Source organism: Pseudomonas sp. Irchel s3f19, assembly GCF_900187555.1.
Lineage (GTDB): Bacteria > Pseudomonadota > Gammaproteobacteria > Pseudomonadales > Pseudomonadaceae > Aquipseudomonas > Aquipseudomonas capeferrum.
The window spans coordinates 280,458-300,472 of the sequence record NZ_FYDW01000001.1 but is presented as its reverse complement, the minus strand read 5'-3'; the positions used below and the strand labels follow the sequence as shown (position 1 = coordinate 300,472).

Annotated in this window: 20 protein-coding genes; 8 read left to right on the top strand and 12 right to left on the bottom strand. The window is 60.6% G+C overall.

Annotated features, from left to right (window positions below; all coding sequences use genetic code 11):
• Positions 1–505: calcium-binding protein (locus CKW22_RS28025; protein WP_177447931.1), on the top strand; the 505-nt coding region annotated here is incomplete at its 5' end.
• A gap of 30 nt (positions 506–535) precedes the next feature.
• Here the strand turns inward: CKW22_RS28025 and CKW22_RS27445 are convergent.
• From CKW22_RS27445 to CKW22_RS01340, 5 genes are all read right to left on the bottom strand, one after another.
• A complete protein-coding gene (locus CKW22_RS27445) occupies positions 536–889 on the bottom strand; it encodes a hypothetical protein (RefSeq protein ID WP_160015147.1) in 354 nt (117 codons plus the stop codon).
• 347 nt (positions 890–1,236) lie between these two features.
• A complete protein-coding gene (gene greB, locus CKW22_RS01365; RefSeq protein ID WP_095063644.1) occupies positions 1,237–1,728 on the bottom strand; it encodes a transcription elongation factor GreB in 492 nt (163 codons plus the stop codon).
• Between the two features lie 1,090 nt (positions 1,729–2,818).
• The gene (locus CKW22_RS01360) at positions 2,819–3,388 is read right to left on the bottom strand and encodes an integrase repeat-containing protein (RefSeq protein ID WP_256577275.1); all 570 of its coding nucleotides are present in this window, start codon (positions 3,386–3,388) and stop codon (positions 2,819–2,821) included.
• Positions 3,389–4,151: 763 nt separating this feature from the next.
• Positions 4,152–6,659, bottom strand: a complete 2,508-nt coding sequence (locus tag CKW22_RS01345) for an ABC transporter permease (protein WP_095063641.1) — start codon at positions 6,657–6,659, stop codon at positions 4,152–4,154.
• Between the two features lie 5 nt (positions 6,660–6,664).
• Positions 6,665–7,348: an ABC transporter ATP-binding protein gene (locus CKW22_RS01340; protein WP_033699089.1), complete on the bottom strand. Its 684-nt coding sequence runs from the start codon at positions 7,346–7,348 to the stop codon at positions 6,665–6,667.
• Between the two features lie 10 nt (positions 7,349–7,358).
• On the opposite strand from CKW22_RS01340, the gene CKW22_RS01335 reads away from it, so the two are divergent.
• The 3 genes from CKW22_RS01335 (at position 7,359) to CKW22_RS01325 (ending at position 9,401) form a co-directional block, all read left to right on the top strand.
• A complete protein-coding gene (locus tag CKW22_RS01335; RefSeq protein ID WP_033699088.1) occupies positions 7,359–7,964 on the top strand; it encodes an arylesterase in 606 nt (201 codons plus the stop codon).
• A 58-nt stretch (positions 7,965–8,022) separates the two neighbouring features.
• Positions 8,023–8,304, top strand: coding sequence for a hypothetical protein (locus CKW22_RS01330; RefSeq protein WP_033699086.1), 282 nt, complete (start codon positions 8,023–8,025; stop codon positions 8,302–8,304).
• A gap of 119 nt (positions 8,305–8,423) precedes the next feature.
• A complete protein-coding gene (locus CKW22_RS01325) occupies positions 8,424–9,401 on the top strand; it encodes a L,D-transpeptidase family protein (RefSeq protein WP_033699085.1) in 978 nt (325 codons plus the stop codon).
• A 123-nt stretch (positions 9,402–9,524) separates the two neighbouring features.
• On the opposite strand, the gene oprI is transcribed toward CKW22_RS01325, so the two are convergent.
• On the bottom strand, positions 9,525–9,776 hold the full coding sequence (oprI, locus tag CKW22_RS01320; RefSeq protein WP_003259780.1) for an outer membrane lipoprotei OprI: 252 nt from the start codon (positions 9,774–9,776) through the stop codon (positions 9,525–9,527).
• A gap of 504 nt (positions 9,777–10,280) precedes the next feature.
• On the opposite strand from oprI, the gene CKW22_RS01315 reads away from it, so the two are divergent.
• Positions 10,281–10,562, top strand: a complete 282-nt coding sequence (locus CKW22_RS01315; protein WP_033699084.1) for a GNAT family N-acetyltransferase — start codon at positions 10,281–10,283, stop codon at positions 10,560–10,562.
• A 52-nt stretch (positions 10,563–10,614) separates the two neighbouring features.
• Here the strand turns inward: CKW22_RS01315 and CKW22_RS01310 are convergent, their stop codons facing one another.
• Positions 10,615–11,691 (bottom strand): 3-deoxy-7-phosphoheptulonate synthase, encoded by a 1,077-nt coding sequence (locus CKW22_RS01310; protein WP_033699083.1) that lies wholly within the window; start codon positions 11,689–11,691, stop codon positions 10,615–10,617.
• Positions 11,692–11,925: 234 nt separating this feature from the next.
• On the opposite strand from CKW22_RS01310, the gene CKW22_RS01305 reads away from it, so the two are divergent.
• The 3 genes from CKW22_RS01305 (at position 11,926) to cysB (ending at position 14,578) form a co-directional block, all read left to right on the top strand.
• Positions 11,926–12,873, top strand: a complete 948-nt coding sequence (locus CKW22_RS01305; RefSeq protein WP_033699081.1) for a putative 2-dehydropantoate 2-reductase — start codon at positions 11,926–11,928, stop codon at positions 12,871–12,873.
• 104 nt (positions 12,874–12,977) lie between these two features.
• Positions 12,978–13,475, top strand: a complete 498-nt coding sequence (locus CKW22_RS01300; RefSeq protein ID WP_033699079.1) for a universal stress protein — start codon at positions 12,978–12,980, stop codon at positions 13,473–13,475.
• Positions 13,476–13,603: 128 nt separating this feature from the next.
• Complete coding sequence (gene cysB / locus CKW22_RS01295; RefSeq protein ID WP_033699078.1) at positions 13,604–14,578, top strand: HTH-type transcriptional regulator CysB; 975 nt, start codon at positions 13,604–13,606, stop codon at positions 14,576–14,578.
• A 39-nt stretch (positions 14,579–14,617) separates the two neighbouring features.
• Here the strand turns inward: cysB and CKW22_RS01290 are convergent, their stop codons facing one another.
• The 5 genes from CKW22_RS01290 to CKW22_RS01270 form a co-directional block, all read right to left on the bottom strand.
• Positions 14,618–15,352: a phosphoadenylyl-sulfate reductase gene (locus CKW22_RS01290; protein WP_033699077.1), complete on the bottom strand. Its 735-nt coding sequence runs from the start codon at positions 15,350–15,352 to the stop codon at positions 14,618–14,620.
• Positions 15,353–15,455: 103 nt separating this feature from the next.
• Positions 15,456–16,799, bottom strand: coding sequence for an aminodeoxychorismate synthase component I (gene pabB / locus CKW22_RS01285; RefSeq protein WP_095063640.1), 1,344 nt, complete (start codon positions 16,797–16,799; stop codon positions 15,456–15,458).
• A gap of 158 nt (positions 16,800–16,957) precedes the next feature.
• On the bottom strand, positions 16,958–17,938 hold the full coding sequence (locus tag CKW22_RS01280; RefSeq protein WP_033699074.1) for an alpha-L-glutamate ligase-like protein: 981 nt from the start codon (positions 17,936–17,938) through the stop codon (positions 16,958–16,960).
• A complete protein-coding gene (locus CKW22_RS01275) occupies positions 17,938–19,473 on the bottom strand; it encodes an inactive transglutaminase family protein (RefSeq protein ID WP_033699073.1) in 1,536 nt (511 codons plus the stop codon). The genes CKW22_RS01280 and CKW22_RS01275 overlap by 1 nt, the downstream gene beginning before the upstream one ends.
• Before the next feature lie 5 nt (positions 19,474–19,478).
• Positions 19,479–20,015 (bottom strand): ATP-dependent zinc protease, encoded by a 537-nt coding sequence (locus CKW22_RS01270; protein WP_033699072.1) that lies wholly within the window; start codon positions 20,013–20,015, stop codon positions 19,479–19,481.

The following is a 20,015-nucleotide window of genomic DNA, read 5'->3' as shown; positions in this document are numbered from 1 at the left end:
CGTCCTGTACGGCGGCAACGGCAACGACCTGGTATTGGGCGGTGAGGGGGCTGATCAGTTATACGGTGATGCCGGTGATGACCTCCTCGATGGCGGTGCTGGTAATGACGCACTGAATGGTGGTGCTGGTAACGACACCTACGTATTTGGGCTTGGTGACGGGCGGGATACTATCGACAATCTATCTGTTTCAGCGGCCTCAGATCGTGACATTCTGAGCCTGGAAGGCATCACTAAAGATAGTCTTTGGCTTTCCCGCCAAGTATCAAACTTAGTGATCGACGTGATTGGCTCGGAAGACAGCATTACCGTCCAAGGCTGGTACTCGAACTCTAACCGTCAGCTAGATGCAATACAGACAGGTAGTGTCTCCTTGTACGTCAATCAGGTCGATAATCTCGTCAACGCCATGGCTGCTTTCGGAGCGCCTGCAAGTGGTGAGATTGATCTGACGCAAGCGCAGAAGGATCAGCTTAATGTTGTGATTGCAGCCAACTGGCAGTAGGGGCAAAGAAGAAAAAACCTGGTCTATGGCCTAATGCCAGTCAGTTAAGCTGATTGGCATTTCAGTAATCAGATGCGCCGGCTGGAGATCGCGAAACGCAGAGCATTGTGGGCGCTCCCTAATTTGCGGCCCGGAGATGCTCGTGCCGAAATCCCGCTCCTGGAGCTCGACGAGGTTGACCAGGCCATGGCTGAGTTGCTGTCCGGAGATGAGCTGACGGGCCAGGAACTGATCAATGCCATCGAAATTCAATCTCAGCGGCCAGCGTCTGGTAATTGAAGACACCATTCCTGAGCCATGGCGACAGCGATTTTCGGCTGCAAGCGCAGGCTCGGCCCGCTTGGCCGCAGGGCCACACTTCCGGGACTTCCAGAAGTTCGTCATGTCCTAGAACGACGAGATGGAGCACTTGAAGGCACACCGTGCGAGTCGTCCTGATAGGCGCCCAAAATAAAGACGGCAATCCTGGGCGCCCCTGAGCAGGGTGAGGAAAAAAGCGAATCTCATACGGCTCTCTCTCAAGCTAGAGCGCTGGGATGTCACCAAAAGCGTCGTGAAGCAAGCTCTGCATCTTGGTCGATGCTGGGCCAAGAAGAAAATGCTCCTGGCCGCTGACATCAAAAGGCACTGGATTGATATCAACGACGGTAGCTCCGTGGCCAAGGGCGCAAAGCGGGAGTTTTGCAGCCGGATAAACGATCCCAGATGTACCTATCGACAGGAACACACAGTTACGGTTGTGAGGGCGTATGCTGTTCATAAGATATGCTTGCGATATACCAGGTTGCTTCGCCTGTAGGCGTCTGCACCACCACCGCATCGCCTTCTTCTTTTTTCAAAAGCGCACGAGCCATGGGGGAGTCAATTGAGATGTAGTCATTTCGCCCATAGATCTCATCGTAGCCAACAACCCTGAATCGCCTGCTCTCACCGCCCTCATTTTCGATTTCGACCCAGGCGCCGAAGAATACTCTGCCTTCCTGCTCTGGGGAGTAGTCGACGACGCGGATATCCTCAAGCCGCTTTCTGAGATAGCGAATGCGTCGATCAATTTCACGCAGTAATTTTTTATTGTATTGATAATCAGCGTTCTCGCTCCGATCTCCAAGAGAGGCGGCCCAAGTCACCTTTTGGGTGATCTCGGGGCGATAGGTGTGCCAGAGATGGTCGAGCTCTGTCTTCAGAGCGTTATGGCCTGCGCGGGTGATGATGTTGGTGGCCAATCTCGGCTCCTATTGTTGATCGGGGCACCGAGCGCTCCTCTATCGGACGCTCGACGACTGCATGATGATGGTGACATTTATACCCTTTCGGCTGAGAGTCTTGAGCCACCACGTATCCTCCGTAGAAGCCTACCACGCTGAAGAAGGCTGAGTGCGATGAGCTAAGGTGGGTTTTCACGCAGTGTTGCTCATGATCGATCTCTAACTCGGCGGAGAAGGGTGAGGTCAACTGCACCACCGTAAATGGTGCAGTCTTGGTATACAGGCTGGGAACTCGCAAGCGCGGCGGGGCGGAAGGCTAGAGATGCTTCAAGGCCTTATCAATCGCCTTCATCGTATCTGGTCGGAAGAGCTCGTCATTGTTTGGCCTGCACACCTCGCCTCGTGGGCCACGCGTGAGTGAGCGCTTAGTGAAAAAGGCTTCAGAGCTGATGTATTCCAACGCTCGTCGCTCTCCAGGTGTGCTGCCGGCTGTGGTGGAACGCTAGGCAAGGTTTGACGGTTTCGCTTGGCTGAAAAATGGGTGCCATTGCCGGGTTAATCACCATGAATGGATCCCGGGTGCCTTCAATCATGATACGTTCGCGAGTATCTTTGCACTCAATGCTCAAGTTGCTTTTAATATAGTGCTCAGAGAAATCCTGAGCACGTTAACCACCTTGCGCTGTAGTGTTTCCTTCAGGGTGGTGATATAGAGTTTAAACTCATCGGTGTTGAAGCGGTTTGATGTGAAAATGTCTGTTGGGTGTCGACCGATTTTCCTAAGAGCGAGAAAATCGCGAACGTAGCGAACAATGTAGTTCTCTTTGGGTGAAGCACCCCTGACACTGCGTAAGAATTTTACGATTGCCGCTTGCCACTGCTCATGAGGTGCGCGCAAAGTCGAAATAATATATAGTTCGGTCTTTCCAAGGAAAGCAGTCCAGTTAATCCACGCATACCTTGTTAGGTGCGAGTGGGAAACGGTTGTCGCCACTTTCAACGATAGAGGCCTTGTACTCTGCGGCGGAGCTAAGGCCGAGCGCTTGCAGTTTTTCAATGGCTTCTTCGTAGGGGTAAGGCTTAATGATGTCGCACAGGTCAAACCAGTCTACCGAGTCATGAGGGAAACTCCGATCGGGATTCGCAGGGAGGCATGGGTGTTTCGGTTGTTTTTCTCGATACTCTTTGCTGTCTTTGCTGCCAAGATATACTTTACGGCAAATTTGGTTTCTTCAAGGGTGGAGCATTTCTCGGGCAAGATAAATTCGGCCCAAGAGGTGTAATCTTTATAGACTTCATGAGGGGCGCCCGGAAGTTTTGGGTCTCCGTGCCGAAGCCGCCCATAATCGGTAATTGAAATAATGCCCAAGCCACGTGCGGCGGCAGCTGCCGCGCGCATCGTTGGGTAGAATGCTCCAAAAAGGAAAGCGCGCCATCCGGTCTTCGGCCATGCTCGCTGATAGAAGATTTCTGGCCTTTTGGGCAGCATGGGGTCTTCGCTGAAGCGTGTCAAATAATCATTTGTTAACATCGATCCCGAGTTTGATGACGGTAGCAGTGGCTTCTTCGTTAGTGGAGTACTTAGGTTGCCCTCCCAAGAAGTCTTCCCAGTCTTTCCAGTCGGGATGTTTTTTATCTGGTGATTGGGGTAGGCGAGTATCTTCCGAATAACACGCAAGATATTCATCCTTCGTGACGATGCCGAGTGCCCGAGCGGCAGCCTGGGCCTCATGATGGTGCTCATAGGGTTTCTGGGCCAGTCCCAGAAAATGCGGCCACCCGTGCCACATTTTCTTCTAGGTAGCTTCGGGGCCTCTGGGGAGGCGGGGGTTCTCGGCGCTCAACTTAATGTAAGCCGCCCGAGTTGTTATGCCCGCGTTTCGTACTAAATCCCGTGCATCTTCCTATTTGGGGAGTGCTTCCTTGCCCAGTCCCAAGTAATCATTCCATCCATTCCATTCCTTATAGGCAAGCTGAGGGGCGGCATAGAAGCGTGGGTCAGTATCGATGTAGGTGTCTCGATAGTCCGACGCAGTGCGGAAATGGTAAGAGCCTGCGATTGCGTCGGCCTCATAATAATCTGAATATTTTTGCTCTTTGTCGAGAAAATCAATCCAGCCCTTGCAGTCAGAAAATGTATGTTTGGTCTGGTCGAGAAGGGAGTCTGAACTCTCTTTTGTAATGTTTTAAATATTTGGCAGACGAGGTAATGCCAAGTTTCAAGACTGCACACTTGGCATCTTCAACGCTGTGAGTTTCGGGTTCGGCTTGCCCGATGAAATGCAAATGGCCACGTCATTCTTCTTGATACCTTGCTCAAGAAGGCGGAGGGCGATGAGGTGGTGGTGAAGACCCCGACCGGGGATGCGGCGTGGTACGTGAACAGCATCCGCTACGGGCAATGATCGGCGATTGCCTGTAGCGGCCATTCACGGTGTTTCTTACCCCTCCCGCAACACCGTCAACGGGCTGGCATTGAGCGCCCGCCGTGTGCCCAGCACCCCAGCGCCACCCACCAGCACCGCCCCCACCAGTGGCAGTACCAGCAGCCATGGGTGCGGGTGCCACTGCAGGTCGAAGGCGTAGCGGTACAGCACCAGCGTGATCAGCTCGCAACCGAGTGCGGCCAGTAACCCGCTGGCCGCGCCCAGAAGGCCAAACTCGATACGCCGCGCCTTGACCAGCAACGGCCGCGCCGCACCCAGCGCACGCAGCAAGGCGCCCTGGCGGATGCGTTCGTCGAGCGTTGCCTGCAAGCCGGCGAACAGCACGGCCAGCCCCGCCGCCAACACGAACAACAGTACATACTCGACCGCCAGGGTGACTTGGGCGAGGATGCTGCGCAGTTGATCAAGCAAGGCGTCGACCTGAAGGATGGTCACTGCCGGGAAGGCCCGGGAAAGGGCGACCACATCCAGGTCATGACCTGGGGCCAGGTAGAAACTGGTGAGGTAAGTGGTGGGTAACCCCTGCAGCGTTCCAGGCTGGAAGATCATGTAGAAGTTCGGCTGGAAACTGTCCCAGTGCACGCTGCGCAGGCTGCTGACCCGGGCCTGGCGTTGCTGGCCACCGATGTCGAAGGTCAGCAGGTCGCCCAGTTGCAGCTTCAGGCTGGTGGCCAGTTCTGCCTCGACCGATACACCGGGCACCTCATCGCCGGAAGGCAGTGCCTGCCACCAGTTGCCCGCCGTCAGCGCGTTGCCGTCGGGTAGCTCGGCGGCCCAGGTCAGGCTGAGGTCGCGTTGTACGGCCCGCTCGCCGGCAGAGTCCTTGCTGACGACCTGTTGCACCGGTTGCTGGTTGATCTGGATCAGGCGGCCGGGTGTCACCGGGTATAGCGGCGCCGAGGCCGCATTGACCTGCCGCAGGCGCTGGGCGAACGGCTCGCGATCATCTGGCAGGATGTTCAGGGCAAAGTGATTCGGCGCGTCCTTGGGCAGTTGCGCCTGCCAGGTGTCGAGCAGTTCGGCGCGCAGCAGTGCAACCAGCGCCATGGCCAACAGGATCAGGCCAAACGCCAGGGCCTGGCCAGCGGCTGCCAAGGGGTGACGCAACAGCTGCCCCAGCCCCAGGCGCCAGGCCAGCGGTGCGCCGACCAGCAGTTGGCGCAGGCTGCGGAGCCCGAGCAGCAACAGGCCGCCGAGTACCACGGCGGCGACCAGGCCGCCGCCCAGCAGTGCGAACGTCAGCAGCAGGTCGAGGCTCAGGCGCCACATGATCAGGCCCAGGGCCAGCAACGCAGCGCCATACACCAGCCAACTGCTGGGCGGCACCGGCAGCAGGTCGCGGCGCAACACGCGCAGCGGCGGCACCTGGCCGAGGGCGGCGAGCGGCGGCAAGGCGAAGCCAGCAAGGGCCACCAGCCCGGTGCCCATACCGGCGAGCGCCGGCAAGATGCCGCCCGGTGGCACCACACTCGGCAGCAGGCCATGCAGCAGCCGGAACAGGCCCAGCTGTGCCAGCCAGCCGAGCAGGGCGCCTGCCACGGCCGCCACCAGGCCAAGCATGGCCAGTTGCAGGCAGTACAGGCCCAGCGCTTGCCGCCGGGACAGGCCAAGGCAGCGCAGCAGCGCACTGGCATCCAGGCGCCGCGCGGCGTATCGGCTGGCCGACATGGCCACGGCAACGCCGGCCAGCAGTACCGCCACCAGGCTGGCCATGTTCAGATAGCGCTCGGCCTTGCTCAAGGCGCCACCGATCTGCCGGTTGCCATCGCGGGTGTCGCGCAGGCGCTGGCTGGCCGCCAGGTCTTTTTCCACGGCCTGGCGATACTGGGCCAGTGCGTCGATGTCGCCTCGCCACAGGTCACGGTAGGTCACCCGGCTGCCGGGCTGGATCACCCCGGTCGCCTGCAGGTCCGTGAGGTTCATCATTACCCGAGGGGTCAGGCTGTAGAAATTATTGGCGCGGTCCGGTTCGTAGGTCAGTACACGGCTCATGCGCAGGGTTTTCATGCCCACATCGATGCTGTCGCCGATCGACAGCCCCAGCGCGGCCAGCAACCTCGATTCTACCCAGGCCTCGCCGGGCGCCGGGCCACCGCCGGGGGTTTCTTCGGCATAGGGTGCTGCGGCGCTGCGGACTTGCCCGCGCAAGGGGTAGGCGCCGTCGGCGGCCTTGACGCTGGACAACTGGATGCCGCTATCGCCGCCCACCACACTGGTGAACTCGACCACCTGTGCGTGGCGCAATCCGAGTGATGTGCCTGCACTGATCTGCTCGTCGCGGGCCGGTGAGCTGCCCTGCAGCACTAGGTCGGCGCCGAGGAACTCGCTGGCGCGCAGTTGCATGGCGCCGTTGAGGCGGGCGCCGAAGTAACCGATTGCGGTGCTGGCGGCTACGGCTACCAGCAGGGCAAAGAACAGCACGCGCACTTCGCTGGCGCGGATGTCGCGCAGCAACTGGCGTAATGCCAGGCCGCACAGTCGGGAGAAGGGCATGCTGGTCATCGGGCTCAGACCTCCACGGGGGCTACCAGGCGCCCCGCGTCCAGGCGGATCAGGCGCCGGCAGCGGCGGGCCAGGCGCTCGTCATGGGTGACCAGTACCAGGGTGGTGCCACGCTCCTTGTTCAATTCGAACAGCAGGTCGCTGATGCGCTCGCCGGTATGGCTGTCGAGGTTGCCGGTGGGCTCGTCGGCGAACAGCACGGCAGGTTGTGCGGCGAAGGCGCGGGCGATGGCCACCCGCTGTTGTTCACCGCCGGACAGCTGGCGCGGCGTGTGGCTCAGGCGCTTGCCCAGGCCAACCCGTTCGAGCAGGGTGCGGGCGTGCTCGCGGGCATCGCGGCGCCCGTCGAGCTCCAACGGCAGCATGACATTCTCCAGTGCGTTAAGGCTGTCGAGAAGCTGGAACGACTGGAACACGAACCCGACATGCTCGGCGCGCACACGGGCGCGTTGGTCTTCGTCCAGTGGCCCCAGGTCGTGCCCGGCGAGGATGACCTTGCCGGCGCTGGGGCGGTCGAGGCCGGCCAGCAAGCCGAGCAAGGTCGACTTGCCTGAGCCCGAAGCGCCGACGATGGCCAGGCTGTCGCCCTGGGCGAGGTCGAGAGAAAGTGCGTGGAGGATGGTCAGGTCGCCTTCCGCGCTGGGGACCACTTTGCTAAGGTTCTGCGCAACGAGAATGCTGGGGCCCATGGAGAATCCAATGCGAATGTGGTGGTTGAGTGCCGGTCTGGCCTTGTATTGCCTGGCCCAGAGCGCCACGGCGGGAACGGTGCTGGTGGTTGGCGATAGTATCAGCGCCGGTTTTGGCCTGGATAGCCGCCAGGGGTGGGTCTCTTTGTTGCAGACCCGGCTCAAGGACGAAGGTTTCGATGATCAGGTGGTCAATGCCTCGATCAGTGGTGACACCAGCGCCGGAGGCCAGGCGCGGCTGCCGGCGCTGCTTGCAGCGCACAAGCCGGCCGTGGTTGTGCTGGAGTTGGGCGGCAATGACGGGCTGCGCGGGCAGCCGCCGCAGCAATTGCAACAAAATCTTGCTTCGATGATCGAGAGCGCTCGGCAAGCGGGTGCCAAGGTGCTGCTGCTGGGTATGCGCCTGCCGCCCAATTATGGCGTGCGCTACACCACGGCGTTTGCCCAGGTGTATGAGCAGTTGGCGGCAGACAAACAGGTGCCATTAGTGCCTTTTTTCCTTGAGGGCGTGGGGGGTGTGCCGGAGCTGATGCAGGCCGATGGCATCCATCCGGCGCAAGGTGCCCAGCAGCGCTTGCTGGAAAATGCCTGGCCGAAGATAAAACCCTTGCTGTGACGCTTTAAACGGGGGCGGGTTTCGGCTAAGGTTGCGCCCCCCGTTTCGAGAGCCCCCGATGCCGCGCCCTGCCTGGTCCCTTTATGCCTACCAACTGATCGAGCCTGACGAACAGCTCGACCTGTTTGCCTGCCAGGAAATCCGCGTCCACCTGGCCGCTCGCCAGCTTGAGCTTGGCGTGCCGGTCGACCGTACCCTGTGTGGCGGCCTGCTGCCCGCGCAGCCGCGCTGGTCGGGCGTGCAGCGCTCGATCTACCGCGACAACCGTCTGTGCGCGCTGTGCCGTGCCATTCTCGACGCCCAGCGGCGCGGCATGCGCCCGGTGTGGCCGCAGCTTTGACGGGCAAACTGTCACACCTTTCATCATCTGAAACGCTTGCATACCGCCAATGCCTCCCGCTTGCATCGGTGCGGGTGTACAATCGATCCTCTTGACCCACCTTTCGAAGGATTTACCGGATGTTGCCGCGCTTTCCTGCCGTCACCCGTAGCCTGTCCCTGGCCGCCCTGCTGGTAGCGGGCCCCGCTGCTGCGCTGGAACTGCCACTGCCACCCCCCGGTGAAGACATTGTCGGCCAGGTGCAGGTGATCAAGGCCAAGTACGAAGACACGTTCGCCGACATCGGTACCGCCAACGACCTTGGCTACCTGGAAATGATCGCCGCCAACCCGGGTGTCGACCCCTGGTTGCCGGGTGCCGGCACCGAGATCATCCTGCCTACCCGCTATGTGCTGCCGCCCGGCCCGCGCGAAGGTATCGTCATCAACCTTGCCGAGTACCGCCTGTACTACTTCCCGAAAGGGGAGAGCGTGGTGCATACCTTCCCGTTGGGTATCGGTCGTGAAGGGTGGGGGTCGCCGATCGCCAACACCAAGATTACCGCCAAGACCCCGAATCCGACCTGGACCCCGCCGGCCTCTATCCGTGCCGAGCATGCTGCCGACGGCGATATCTTGCCGACAGTGGTGCCTGCCGGCCCAGACAATCCACTGGGGCCTTTCAAGTTCACCCTAGGTGTACCGGGTTACCTGATTCACGGTTCGAACAAGAAGTTTGGTATTGGCATGCGTACCAGCCATGGTTGCTTCCGCATGCTCAACAACAACGTACTCGAACTGTCCAAAATGGTCCCGGTCGGTACGCCGGTACGCATCATCAACGAGCCCTACAAGTTCGGTATCAGTGCCGGCAAGGTCTATCTCGAAGCGCACACTCCGCTGGACGATCAGGGCAACCCGTCAGTCGTGGACAAACACACAGCGGTCATCAATGCCTTGCTCAAGCGTGAAGACCTGGCGAACAACCTGCGGATGAACTGGGACATGGTGCGCGACGTGGTCGCCGCCGAAGATGGCATGCCTGTCGAGATCGCCGTGCCGGTCGATAATCAGGGTACTGCACCGATGGTGACGAGCATTCCGCCCGAATTGCAGTAAGGTTTCGCGACCTGCCCAGGGCCTGCCTTAGTGCAGGCCTTTTCGTATGTGCGCTGCGTGTTGATCGGCAATAAAAAAGCCGACCCACAAGTGGGTCGGCTTCATAACAATCCGTGAGGACTATTACTTGCGGCTGGCTTTGTCCAGCATACGCAGAGCGCGCTCGTTGGCTTCGTCAGCGGTCTGCTGAGCCTTCTGAGCGGCTGCCAGTGCGTCGTCAGCCTTACGGTAGGCTTCGTCAGCACGAGCTTGAGCGCGAGCTGCTGCGTCTTCAGTCGCAGTCAGACGAGCTTCGGTTTCTTTGGATACGCTGCTGCAACCGGTAGCCAGAACTGCGGCCAGAGCCAGAGCAGAGAATTTCAGAACGTTGTTCATCGTGTTCCCCTTCAAGGACTTTCTATTAAAGAGCCATCTCTCGGAATAGAGAAACTGGCCGGCGTACATAGTACCCATTACTTGTAGTAAGTAAACTGACTGAGCGCAAGAACTGCAAAAAAAATGTTACGCCAGCTCACGCCGACACGCATTGCGACGCTTTTGTGAAAAAAACGTCCAAGGCGCGCAAGCGTTTGTAGTACGGGAACTTTTTTGTTGAACTAACGGTGACTTTGACTGTCCTTCAGCGTCTTAAGGGCTAGATCATCCGGCTTCTGTTGGCGTATCGGGAAGAGTCGATTTAACCCCGTTTCTCGCCATTTTTAACCGCTGCCACCTTGAGCAATCCCGCCTGCCGCGCCTACTATCTTGTGAGTGCCGGGGGCAGAACCATTGCAAGCGCCTTGCGGTCCAAGGGGCAACAGGTGGCGTAGAGGTTCTGTGCCGGATCAACCACCATCGGTTAAGGTATGGGTCTGCCGAGAAGACCTGCGAGGAGTTGTGATGAGCGAAGCGCTGACCATCCACCATGACCAGGCCGGTCATCAGTTCGAGACCAGCGTGGACGGTCATCGTGCCTATCTGACGTACATGGACCTGGGCAAGCAGACGCTGGACATCTATCGCACCTTCGTGCCCAACGCCCTGCGCGGGCGTGGGATTGCCGCAGCACTGACCGAGCGGGCCTTGGAGTATGCCGAGCAGATGGGCTACACGGTGATACCGTCGTGCTCTTATGTAGAACGCTACATGGAGCGCCAGCAGCGTCACTCCAGCAAGGCTTGAACTATTAGATAAAAGAAAAGGGGCCGTTCGCGGCCCCTTTTTTCGTCTTTGCTCAGCCGCGCTGGCGCTGTGGCAATACATCCTTGAGCTTGGCGTGCATGCTGCGCAGGGTCTTCTCGGTGGCGGACCAGTCGATGCAGGCATCGGTGACCGAAACACCATATTGCAGTTCGTTCAGGTCTTTGGGGATCGACTGGCAACCCCAGTTCAAATGGCTCTCGACCATCAGGCCTATGATCGATTGGTTGCCTTCGAGGATCTGGTTGGCGACGTTTTCCATCACCAGCGGCTGCAGGGCCGGGTCCTTGTTGGAGTTGGCGTGGCTGCAATCGACCATGATGTTGGCCTTGATCTTGGCCTTGGCCAGGTCTTGTTCGCACAGGGCGACGCTGACCGAATCGTAGTTCGGCTTGCCATTGCCGCCGCGCAATACCACGTGACCGTAAGGGTTGCCCTTGGTGGTGACGATCGATACGCCGCCTTCCTGGTTGATGCCCAGGAACCGGTGCGGTTTGGATACCGACTGCAGGGCGTTGATCGCAACGGTCAGGCCGCCATCGGTGCCGTTCTTGAAGCCGACTGCCGAAGACAGGCCCGAGGCCATTTCCCGGTGGGTCTGGGATTCGGTGGTGCGGGCGCCGATGGCCGACCAGCTGATCAGGTCCTGCAGGTACTGCGGGGAAATCGGGTCGAGCGCTTCGGTGGCCGTCGGCAGGCCCATTTCAGCCAGGTCCAGCAGCAGTTGGCGACCAATGTGCAGGCCGTCCTGGATCTTGAACGAGTCATCCAGGTACGGGTCGTTGATCAGGCCTTTCCAGCCGACCGTCGTGCGCGGCTTTTCGAAGTACACGCGCATGACCAGGTACAGCGTGTCGGACACTTCTGCGGCCAGTACCTTCAGGCGTTCGGCATACTCGTGGGCAGCCTTGATATCGTGGATGGAGCAGGGGCCGACTACGACGAACAGGCGATGGTCCTTGCCGTCGAGAATATTGCGCACCACTTCGCGGCCGGCAGTCACGGTCTGCAGAGCCTTGGCGCTGAGAGGGATTTCCTTCTTGAGCTGATCGGGGGTGATCAGGGTCTCGTTGGAAGCAACGTTTAAGTCGTCGATCGGTAAATCAGCCATCGTGTTACTCGTCAGGTCACGGGTGCCGGCCGCCAGCAATCCCCGTGCGGCCCAGCAGCAAGAATGTTCGCAGCGGGGAGCCGAACCTTAGCGCGTTACAGGGGGCGCGACAATGGGCTTGACCCCGTAAGCCCAGGGATTTTCCCCACGCTGGCGGTGGTGTGGCGCGATTGGGGTGACCAGGGTGCAGCAACCGGTGTAAAAAAGCGCACTGACATTTACCTGGAGATTGGCATGCATCCGCGCAAACCACGTATCGGCATCATCGGCAGTGGTGCTATCGGCGGCTTTTATGGGTTGATGCTGGCACGGGCCGGTTTCGATGTGCATTTCCTGTTGCGCAGTGAGTATGAAGTGGTGCGCGACCAGGGGCTGATGCTTGAAAGCGCAGTGCATGGCACCTTGCAGATGAAGGTACAGGCTTATGTCAGCGCTGCCGACATGCCGCAATGCGACTGGCTGTTGGTGGGGGCCAAGGCCACCAGTAACGAGCAGTTGGCGCCGCGGATCGTCCAGGCCGCCGCGCCCGATGCGCGGGTGGTATTGCTGCAGAACGGCCTGGGTGTAGAGGCGCAGTTGCGTCCGGCCTTGCGCGATGACATGCACTTGCTCGGCGGCTTGTGTTTCATTTGTGTCAACCGCCAGGCGCCTGGGGTGATTCGCCATCAGGCGCTGGGGGCGGTCAATCTTGGCTATCACAGCGGGCCTGCCCGCGATGGCGGTGCCGCGCTGGTCAAGGAGGGGGCGGGGTTGTTCCAGGCGGCGGGCATCGATTCCCAGGCCATGGATAACCTGAGCCAGGCGCGTTGGCAAAAGCTGGTGTGGAACGTGCCTTATAACGGGCTTTCGGTGTTGCTCGGCGCCAGCACCACACCGTTGATGGCCGACCCGCACAGCCGGGCGCTGGTCCAGGCGTTGATGGCCGAGGTGGTCCAGGGTGCCGCTGCCTGCGGCCACGTGCTACCCGACGGCTATGCCGAGCATCTGTTCCAGATCACCGAGCGGATGCCCGACTATTGGCCAAGCATGTACCACGACCACGCGCAGCAGCGCCCGCTGGAACTTCAGGCTATCTATGCCGAGCCGTTGGCGCAGGCGCGAGCGGCAGGTTGCAACTTGCCGCGCATGCAGATGCTTTACCAGGCACTGTCGTTCATCGACCACGCTGGCCGGCACCCCTGAAGCCTGCACAGCCCGCGCCGGCAGCACGCCGGACGGCAAAGCGTGCGTGCGGCGCGCTGCTAAGCTGAAGCTTGCTCTGCCGCAGCGGCAGTCGAGGAGGTCGAATGATCCGCTCCATGCTGTACGCCACCGACCTCGGTGTCTACGCCCCTTTTGTCATGCAGCACGCCCTGGCCCTGGCGCGGACGTTCAATGCAGAGCTGTATGTGATCCACGCGGTAGAACCCATGGGGCAGTTTGCCGAATCGCTCCTGCAAAGCTACCTGGATGAACAGACGCTGGACCAGTTGCACAGCCAGGGCGTCACCACCGTCATGGCCAATATCGAACAGCGCGTGCTGGAAAACTTTCGCGATGAACTGGGTGAAGAGGCAGACCTGGCTGTCATCAAGGCGGTGCGTGTGCGCCAGGGTGACCCTGCCCAGGTGATCCTCGACCAGGCCCAGCGCCTGAGTGTCGATCTGCTGATTTTTGGGAGCCACAGTGCAGGTGCGGGGGTTGATGTACCGCTTGGGCGAACGGCGGTGCGATTGCTTCAGCTGTCGCCTGTGCCGGTATATATGGTGCCGCTTGCACAGCATTTGGGGCGTAGGAAAACGTGAAGCTAGCTGTAGGCTTTTACGGGGCGCGTGTAACAAAATAGTTCTAGATTTATTTCCAGAACCACTAATATAGTTATATATCGTCGCTGCCTGCTGCCGCTGACTCACCGCTGAACCGAGGGAAACCTATGAAGCTTCAACAACTGCGCTACATCTGGGAAGTGGCGCACCACGACCTCAACGTCTCCGCGACGGCGCAGAGCCTGTATACCTCCCAGCCAGGTATCAGCAAGCAGATCCGCCTGCTCGAGGATGAGCTGGGTGTTGAAGTCTTTGCCCGCAGCGGCAAGCACCTGACCCGCGTCACCCCGGCCGGTGAGCGCATCATCAATACCGCTGGCGAGATCCTGCGCAAGGTCGAGAGCATCAAGCAGATCGCCCAGGAATTCTCCAACGAGAAGAAGGGCACCCTGTCCATCGCCACCACCCACACCCAGGCACGCTATGCACTGCCGCCGGTGATCAGCAGTTTCATCAAGCAGTATCCGGAAGTGGCCCTGCACATGCACCAGGGCTCGCCCATGCAGATTGCCGAGATGGCCGCTGATGGCACTGTCGACTTCGCCATTGCCACCGAGGCGCTGGAGCTGTTCGGCGACCTGATCATGATGCCGTGCTACAAGTGGAACCGCTGCGTCGTGGTACCACAGGGGCACCCGCTGACCAAGCTGCCGAAGCTGACCCTGGAAGCGGTCGCCGAATACCCTATCGTTACCTATGTGTTTGGCTTCACTGGCCGTTCGAAGCTGGACGAGGCTTTCAACCATCGCGGCCTGACGCCGAAGGTCGTGTTCACCGCAGCGGATGCCGACGTGATCAAGACTTACGTGCGCCTGGGGTTGGGTGTCGGTATCGTCGCCAAGATGGCAGTAGACACCAAGCTCGACAGCGACCTGGTGGCCCTGGATGCCAGCGAGTTGTTCGAGGCCAGCATCACCAAGATCGGCTTCCGCCGTGGCACCTTCCTGCGTGGCTTCATGTGCGACTTCATCGAGAAGTTTGCCCCGCACCTGACCCGTGAAGTGATGGCCAAGGCCATTCAATGCCATAACAAGCAGGAGCTCGAAGAGCTGTTCGACGGCGTCGAGCTGCCGGTGCACTGATCCTGAAATGTAAGGGGCCGCAAAAGCGGCCCCATTCATTTATGCCTTGCTGATCAGGTTGCCAGCGTGCAGCCCGCATTCCTTCTGGGTCGACTCCTCCCACCACCAGCGGCCTTCGCGCTCATGCTGGTTCGGCAGCACCGGGCGTGTGCACGGCTCGCAGCCAATACTGATGAAGCCGCGCTCGTGCAGGCTGTTGTAAGGCAGTTCGAGCATGCGAATGTAGCCCCAGACTTCCTCACTGCTCATCTGTGCCAGCGGGTTGAACTTGTACAGCGTACGCTCGGGGGTCGAGAAGGCACCGTCGATTTCCAATGCCGCCACCTGGCTGCGGGTGCCCGGGCTCTGGTCTCGGCGTTGGCCGGTGGCCCAGGCACTTACCGTGGCCAGTTTGCGTCGCAAAGGCTCGATCTTGCGGATGCCGCAGCACTCGCCATGGCCATCCTTGTAGAAGCTGAACAGGCCCTTTTCCTTGACGAACGGGTCGAGCTTGCTGCGATCGGGGCTGAGCAGTTCGATCGGCAGGTTGTACTGCTCGCGGACCTGGTCGATGAACCGGTAGGTTTCCGGGTGCAGGCGGCCGGTGTCGAGGCTGAACACCTTGACCTGCTTGTTCAGCTTCCAGGCCATGTCGACCAGTACCACGTCTTCGGCGCCGCTGAAAGAGATCCACAAGTCGTCGCCGAAGTGCTCGAAGGCGAGCTTGAGGATGTCCTGCGGGGACTTGTTGGCATAGGTCGCGGCAAGGGCGGCGACGTCGAAGGGTTGGCTCATCAGGCGGTTTCCATCTTGGCTGTGGCGCTGTGCGCTCGTAATAGGGTGATGGTAACAAAAAATACGGGGTTAGACGCCCGGCATAGAGGCTTGTGGCGCCGGGTCAGAGCTGTTGCAGGGTTTGCATCAGCACCCGTACCTTGGCAATCGATTCTTCATACTCCGCCTCCCAGTTCGAATCTGCCACCACCGCGCCACCTCCCCAACAGCTCACGTGCCCATCCTTGACCAGCAAGCTGCGAATGGCGATCGAACTGTCCATTTCGCCGCGTACGTCGATGTACAGCAGTGAGCCGCAATACAGGGCTCGGCGGGTAGGCTCCAGCTCGTCGATGATCTGCATGGCACGGATCTTGGGCGCGCCGGTGATCGAGCCGCCCGGGAAGCTGTCGCCGATCAGGTCCAGGGCATCCTTGTTGCTGGCCAGTTGCCCGGTGATGCTGCTGACCAGGTGATGCACGTTGGGGTAGCTTTCCAGGCTGAACAGCTCGGGCACCTTGACCGAACCGATCTGGCAGGTGCGGCCCAGGTCGTTGCGCAGCAGGTCGACGATCATCAGGTTTTCCGAGCGGTCCTTGGGGCTGTGCAGCAGCTCTTCGGCATTGCGGGCGTCTTCGTCCGGGTCGCTTGCGCGCGGGCGGGTGCCTTTGATCGGGCGGGTCTCGACCAGCCCCTGGCTGACGCGGATGAAGCGTTCCGGGGAAAAGCTCAGCAGTGCGCTGCCGTCGGCCAGTTGCTGGTAGCCGGAGAACGGCGTTGGGCACGCCTTGCGCAGCGCCTGATAGGCGTGCCACGGGTCGCCTTCGCAGGGGGCGCGGAAACGTTGTGTCAGGTTGATCTGGTAGCAATCGCCGGCCTGGATATACCGCTGTACCTGGTTGAACGCTGCCTCGTATTGCGCGGGTTGCAAATCGCCCTTCATGGCGGCGAGCAGGTGGAACTCGCCAGCCGCAGGGGCATCCGCTGCGTGGAACAGGGTGATCAGGCGCTCGTGCTCGTCAGCTGCAAGGTGGGGGTGGAACACCAGTTGGCTGGTGCCTAGCTGGTGATCGGTCACCAACGCCCAGTCATATAGGCCCAGCTGGGCATCGGGCAGGTTGAGGTCGTCTGCGGCGAGGCTGGGCAGTTGCTCCAGGCGGCGGCCGAAGTCGTAGCTGAGGTAGCCGATCAGGCCGCCGGCAAACGGCAGTTGCACCCCATGGGGCAATTCGGCGTGGCCGAGTTGCGCCAGCCCTGCACGCAGGCGTTGGAGGAACGCGCGGCCGTCCTCGTCTGCTTGCGCTTGCAGATAGTGCACGGGCCAGGCGCTCAACAGGTCATAGCGCCCGCGTTTGGCGCCGGGGCGGGCACTGTCGAGCAGGATCGCGCCGGGTGCCTGGCGCAGGCGGGCGAAATAGGCAGCGGGATCGGGCTGGTAGGGCAGGGGGTAGAGCGTACAGGTCGGCATCAGTGTGGACGGCGATGTAAAAGCGAGGGGGCGATTGTAGACCTGTGTAGGAAAAGCGCCTAGCGCTGGGCGCGACATTAAACCGTTCGATTGCGCGCCGGCGCCGCTATCCAGACTTTCGCAGGTGAACCCGCGAAGGTCTGTATAGCGGCAGGCTGTCAGTGCGGATGCACGTGCCCGAACAGCCCTTGCGATACGCGAACACGCTGTTCGGCATCTTCGGTCAGGCCATCCTTGGCCAGTGCTTCAATGTGCGCCTCGATGGCATGGGTGCGCTGGGTCAGCCCGCAGTCGTTGGCAATCTGAATGTTCAAGCCCGGGCGGGCATTGAGTTCCAGGATCAGCGGCCCCTTCTCCTGGTCCAGCACCATGTCGACACCGATGTAGCCCAGGCCGCACAGCTCGTAGCAGCCGGCTGCGAGCTTCATGAAGCCGTCCCAGTTGGGCAGCTGCACGCCGTCCACCGCATTGGTGGTGTCCGGGTGCTTGCTGATGATGTTGTTCAGCCAGGTACCACGCAGCGTCACGCCGGTTGCCAGGTCGACACCTACGCCGATGGCGCCCTGGTGCAGGTTGGCCTTGCCGCCGGACTGGCGGGTCGGCAGGCGCAGCATGGCCATGACCGGGTAGCCCATCAGCACGATGATGCGGATGTCCGGTACGCCTTCGTAGCTGATGCTCTTGAAGATCTGGTCCGGTGTCACCCGGTATTCGATCAGCGCACGGTCGCGGTGGCCGCCGAGTGAATACAGGCCGGTCAGGATGCTCGAGACCTGGTGCTCGATCTCTTCGTGGCTGATGATCTTGCCCGACACCGTGCGGTAACGGTCTTCGAAGCGATCGGCGATCACCAGGATGCCGTCACCGCCGGCGCCTTGCGCCGGCTTGATGACGAAATCACTGCGCCCGCCAATGATCTGGTCGAGCTTCTCGATCTCTTTCTCGGTCTCGATGACGCCGTACATTTCCGGCACATGGATGCCCGCTGCGAGTGCGCGCTCCTTGGTGATGATCTTGTCGTCGACGATCGGGTACAGGTGGCGCTTGTTGTACTTCAGGACATAGTCCGCGTTGCGCCGGTTGATACCCATGATGCCCCGGGCCTCCAGGGCTTTCCAGGTCTTGATCAGTCCGAACATCAGGCGTCAGCCTTCTTCAGGAACGCTTTGAAGCGAACGAGCTCGGTCAGGCGGTAGCCGCGGTAGCGGCCCATCGCCAGCATGAAGCCCACCAGGATCAGCAGCACCGCCGGGAAGGTGAAGACGAAGTACACCAGCTCCGGCACCATCATCAACAGGTGCGCCACGGAGGCTGCGAACAGGGTGCCGATGGCCACTTTCATGGCATGGCCGCCGCCGCGCTCTTCCCAGGTGATCGACAGACGTTCGATGGTCATGGTCAGAATCACCATCGGGAACAGCGCCACCGACAGCCCGCGCTCCAGGCCCAGCTTGTGACTGAACAGGCTGATAGCGGCGATCAACACCACCACGAAGGTCAGCACCACCGACAGGCGTGGCAGCATCTGCAGCTTGAGGTGTTCGAGGTACGAGCGCAGTGACAGGCCCAGTGCCGTGATCACCGTGAACAGCACGATGCCGAAGCCCAACTGGGTTTCACGGAAGGCCAGGGCGATCAGTACCGGGGTGAAGGTACCCAGGGTCTGCAGGCCGATCAGGTTGCGCAGGACCAGAATCACCAGCACGCCGATCGGGATCATCACCATGATCATGAAGGTCTGCTGGGTCTGCAGCGGCAGGCTGTACAGCGAGTATTCGAGGAAGTCGGCGTCGGTGTTCTCGTCGGTCAGCTTGGCCAGGCGGATGGCGTTCATCTCGCTGTTGTTCATGCTGAAGGTGACGTTGGCTTTCTTGCCGCCATCGACGCTGATCAGGTTGTCGTCACCGGTCCACCACAGCAGGCGGTCGCTGGGCAGGCCCTGCTCGCCGGTGTCCGGGTTGAAGTACAGCCAGTCGTTGCCGTTGAAGCTGCGCAGCCACAGCTCCGGGGTCTGCGGGGTGTCGGCGACCAAGCGGATGGTGTGGACCTTTTCCATCGGCACGTGGGCAATGGACAGCAGCAGGTCGATGATCTGGGCTTTTTTCATGGCCGAGGTGTCGCCGGCCAGCAGCAGCTTGACGTTGTCGTCGTTGAGATTGTTGACCCGCTTGATGGTCTCGCTGACGAAGGTCTCGACGTCGGCCGAATGCTGGCGGATCGGCGCCATCAGGGCTTCGGCGGCGATTTTTTCGGGGCCTTCGACAGCCAGGCTGTCACGGAAGGTCGGGCCTTTGACGGTGGTCTTCTCGTTGCTGTAGCGCTTGGTCAGCACCAGGCGGTAGTAGAGGGTCTGGTTGCCGCTGGCGCGGCGTGCCGACCAGGTCACCTTGCGGTTGCCGTCGGCACGGTTCACGCTCACCCCGTAGTTGTTGGAGATGAAGCTCTCGTTGAGGCTGACGTAGTCGCGGTTCAGCGGCGGCACGAACATCTGCACCTTGACCGGGTCTTTGGTGCTGGCCACGAACTCGACCTTGGCGTCGATGTTCCACAGATCGTCGGTTTCATCCTCGGTCACCGGGATGCCGAGGAAGAAGATCTGATAAGCCGTGACCGCCACGCCCAGCAACACCAGCACGGTGATCAGGACTTTCAGATGGAGGGTAAGAGAGCGCATCGGGATTACTCTGCTTTGGGAGCGTCGGTGGCACAGGCAGGTTTGCCGGCCGCGTATTTAAGGCTTGGGTCGACCAGCGCGTCGAAGTGCTTGAGCGCCTCGGAGCCGATCAGCAGCGGGAACTGGAACGCGCTGCGGTCGGTGAGGTTGACTTCGATGGTGCGCAGGGCCTGGCCCATGCAGATTTCGAGTTCGATGACCGGGCGCGCGGTATAGGCCTTGCCCGATTCGGCATCGTAGTCGCCTGCTCGTCGCTTGATCTTGCTGACACGCGCAAGGGGGCGCTCGATCGGGTGCGAGTGGGCGGCATCGATGGCCAGGTAGAAGCGTACCCAGCTCTCGCCGTTGCGCTTGAAGCGCTTGATGTCTCGGGCACTGAGCGAGGCGGTCTTGGCGCCGGTGTCGAGCTTGGCGGCCACTTCCAGGTCAAGGTCGCCCAACTGTGCGTATTCGTTGAGACCGTACACGGTCTTGCCCGCCGCTTGGCCGATGGCCGGCAGCAGGGTGAGGCATAGCAGCAATAAAACGGGTGTAAGTCTCAT

Bases quoted from the DNA above. Each gene is read 5' to 3' on its own strand.
- CKW22_RS01335 (WP_033699088.1), top strand. From the start codon at position 7,359: ATGCGAATGTGGTGGTTGAGTGCCGGTCTGGCCTTGTATTGCCTGGCC.
- pabB (WP_095063640.1), bottom strand. From the start codon at position 16,799: ATGCCGACCTGTACGCTCTACCCCCTGCCCTACCAGCCCGATCCCGCT.
- oprI (WP_003259780.1), bottom strand. From the start codon at position 9,776: ATGAACAACGTTCTGAAATTCTCTGCTCTGGCTCTGGCCGCAGTTCTG.
- CKW22_RS01315 (WP_033699084.1), top strand. From the start codon at position 10,281: ATGAGCGAAGCGCTGACCATCCACCATGACCAGGCCGGTCATCAGTTC.
- cysB (WP_033699078.1), top strand. From the start codon at position 13,604: ATGAAGCTTCAACAACTGCGCTACATCTGGGAAGTGGCGCACCACGAC.
- CKW22_RS01325 (WP_033699085.1), top strand. From the start codon at position 8,424: ATGTTGCCGCGCTTTCCTGCCGTCACCCGTAGCCTGTCCCTGGCCGCC.
- CKW22_RS01330 (WP_033699086.1), top strand. From the start codon at position 8,023: ATGCCGCGCCCTGCCTGGTCCCTTTATGCCTACCAACTGATCGAGCCT.
- CKW22_RS01280 (WP_033699074.1), bottom strand. From the start codon at position 17,938: ATGTTCGGACTGATCAAGACCTGGAAAGCCCTGGAGGCCCGGGGCATC.
- CKW22_RS01345 (WP_095063641.1), bottom strand. From the start codon at position 6,659: ATGACCAGCATGCCCTTCTCCCGACTGTGCGGCCTGGCATTACGCCAG.
- CKW22_RS01275 (WP_033699073.1), bottom strand. From the start codon at position 19,473: ATGCGCTCTCTTACCCTCCATCTGAAAGTCCTGATCACCGTGCTGGTG.
- CKW22_RS01310 (WP_033699083.1), bottom strand. From the start codon at position 11,691: ATGGCTGATTTACCGATCGACGACTTAAACGTTGCTTCCAACGAGACC.
- CKW22_RS27445 (WP_160015147.1), bottom strand. From the start codon at position 889: ATGACGAACTTCTGGAAGTCCCGGAAGTGTGGCCCTGCGGCCAAGCGG.
- CKW22_RS01305 (WP_033699081.1), top strand. From the start codon at position 11,926: ATGCATCCGCGCAAACCACGTATCGGCATCATCGGCAGTGGTGCTATC.
- CKW22_RS01290 (WP_033699077.1), bottom strand. From the start codon at position 15,352: ATGAGCCAACCCTTCGACGTCGCCGCCCTTGCCGCGACCTATGCCAAC.
- CKW22_RS01340 (WP_033699089.1), bottom strand. From the start codon at position 7,348: ATGGGCCCCAGCATTCTCGTTGCGCAGAACCTTAGCAAAGTGGTCCCC.
- CKW22_RS01270 (WP_033699072.1), bottom strand. From the start codon at position 20,015: ATGAGACTTACACCCGTTTTATTGCTGCTATGCCTCACCCTGCTGCCG.
- CKW22_RS01300 (WP_033699079.1), top strand. From the start codon at position 12,978: ATGATCCGCTCCATGCTGTACGCCACCGACCTCGGTGTCTACGCCCCT.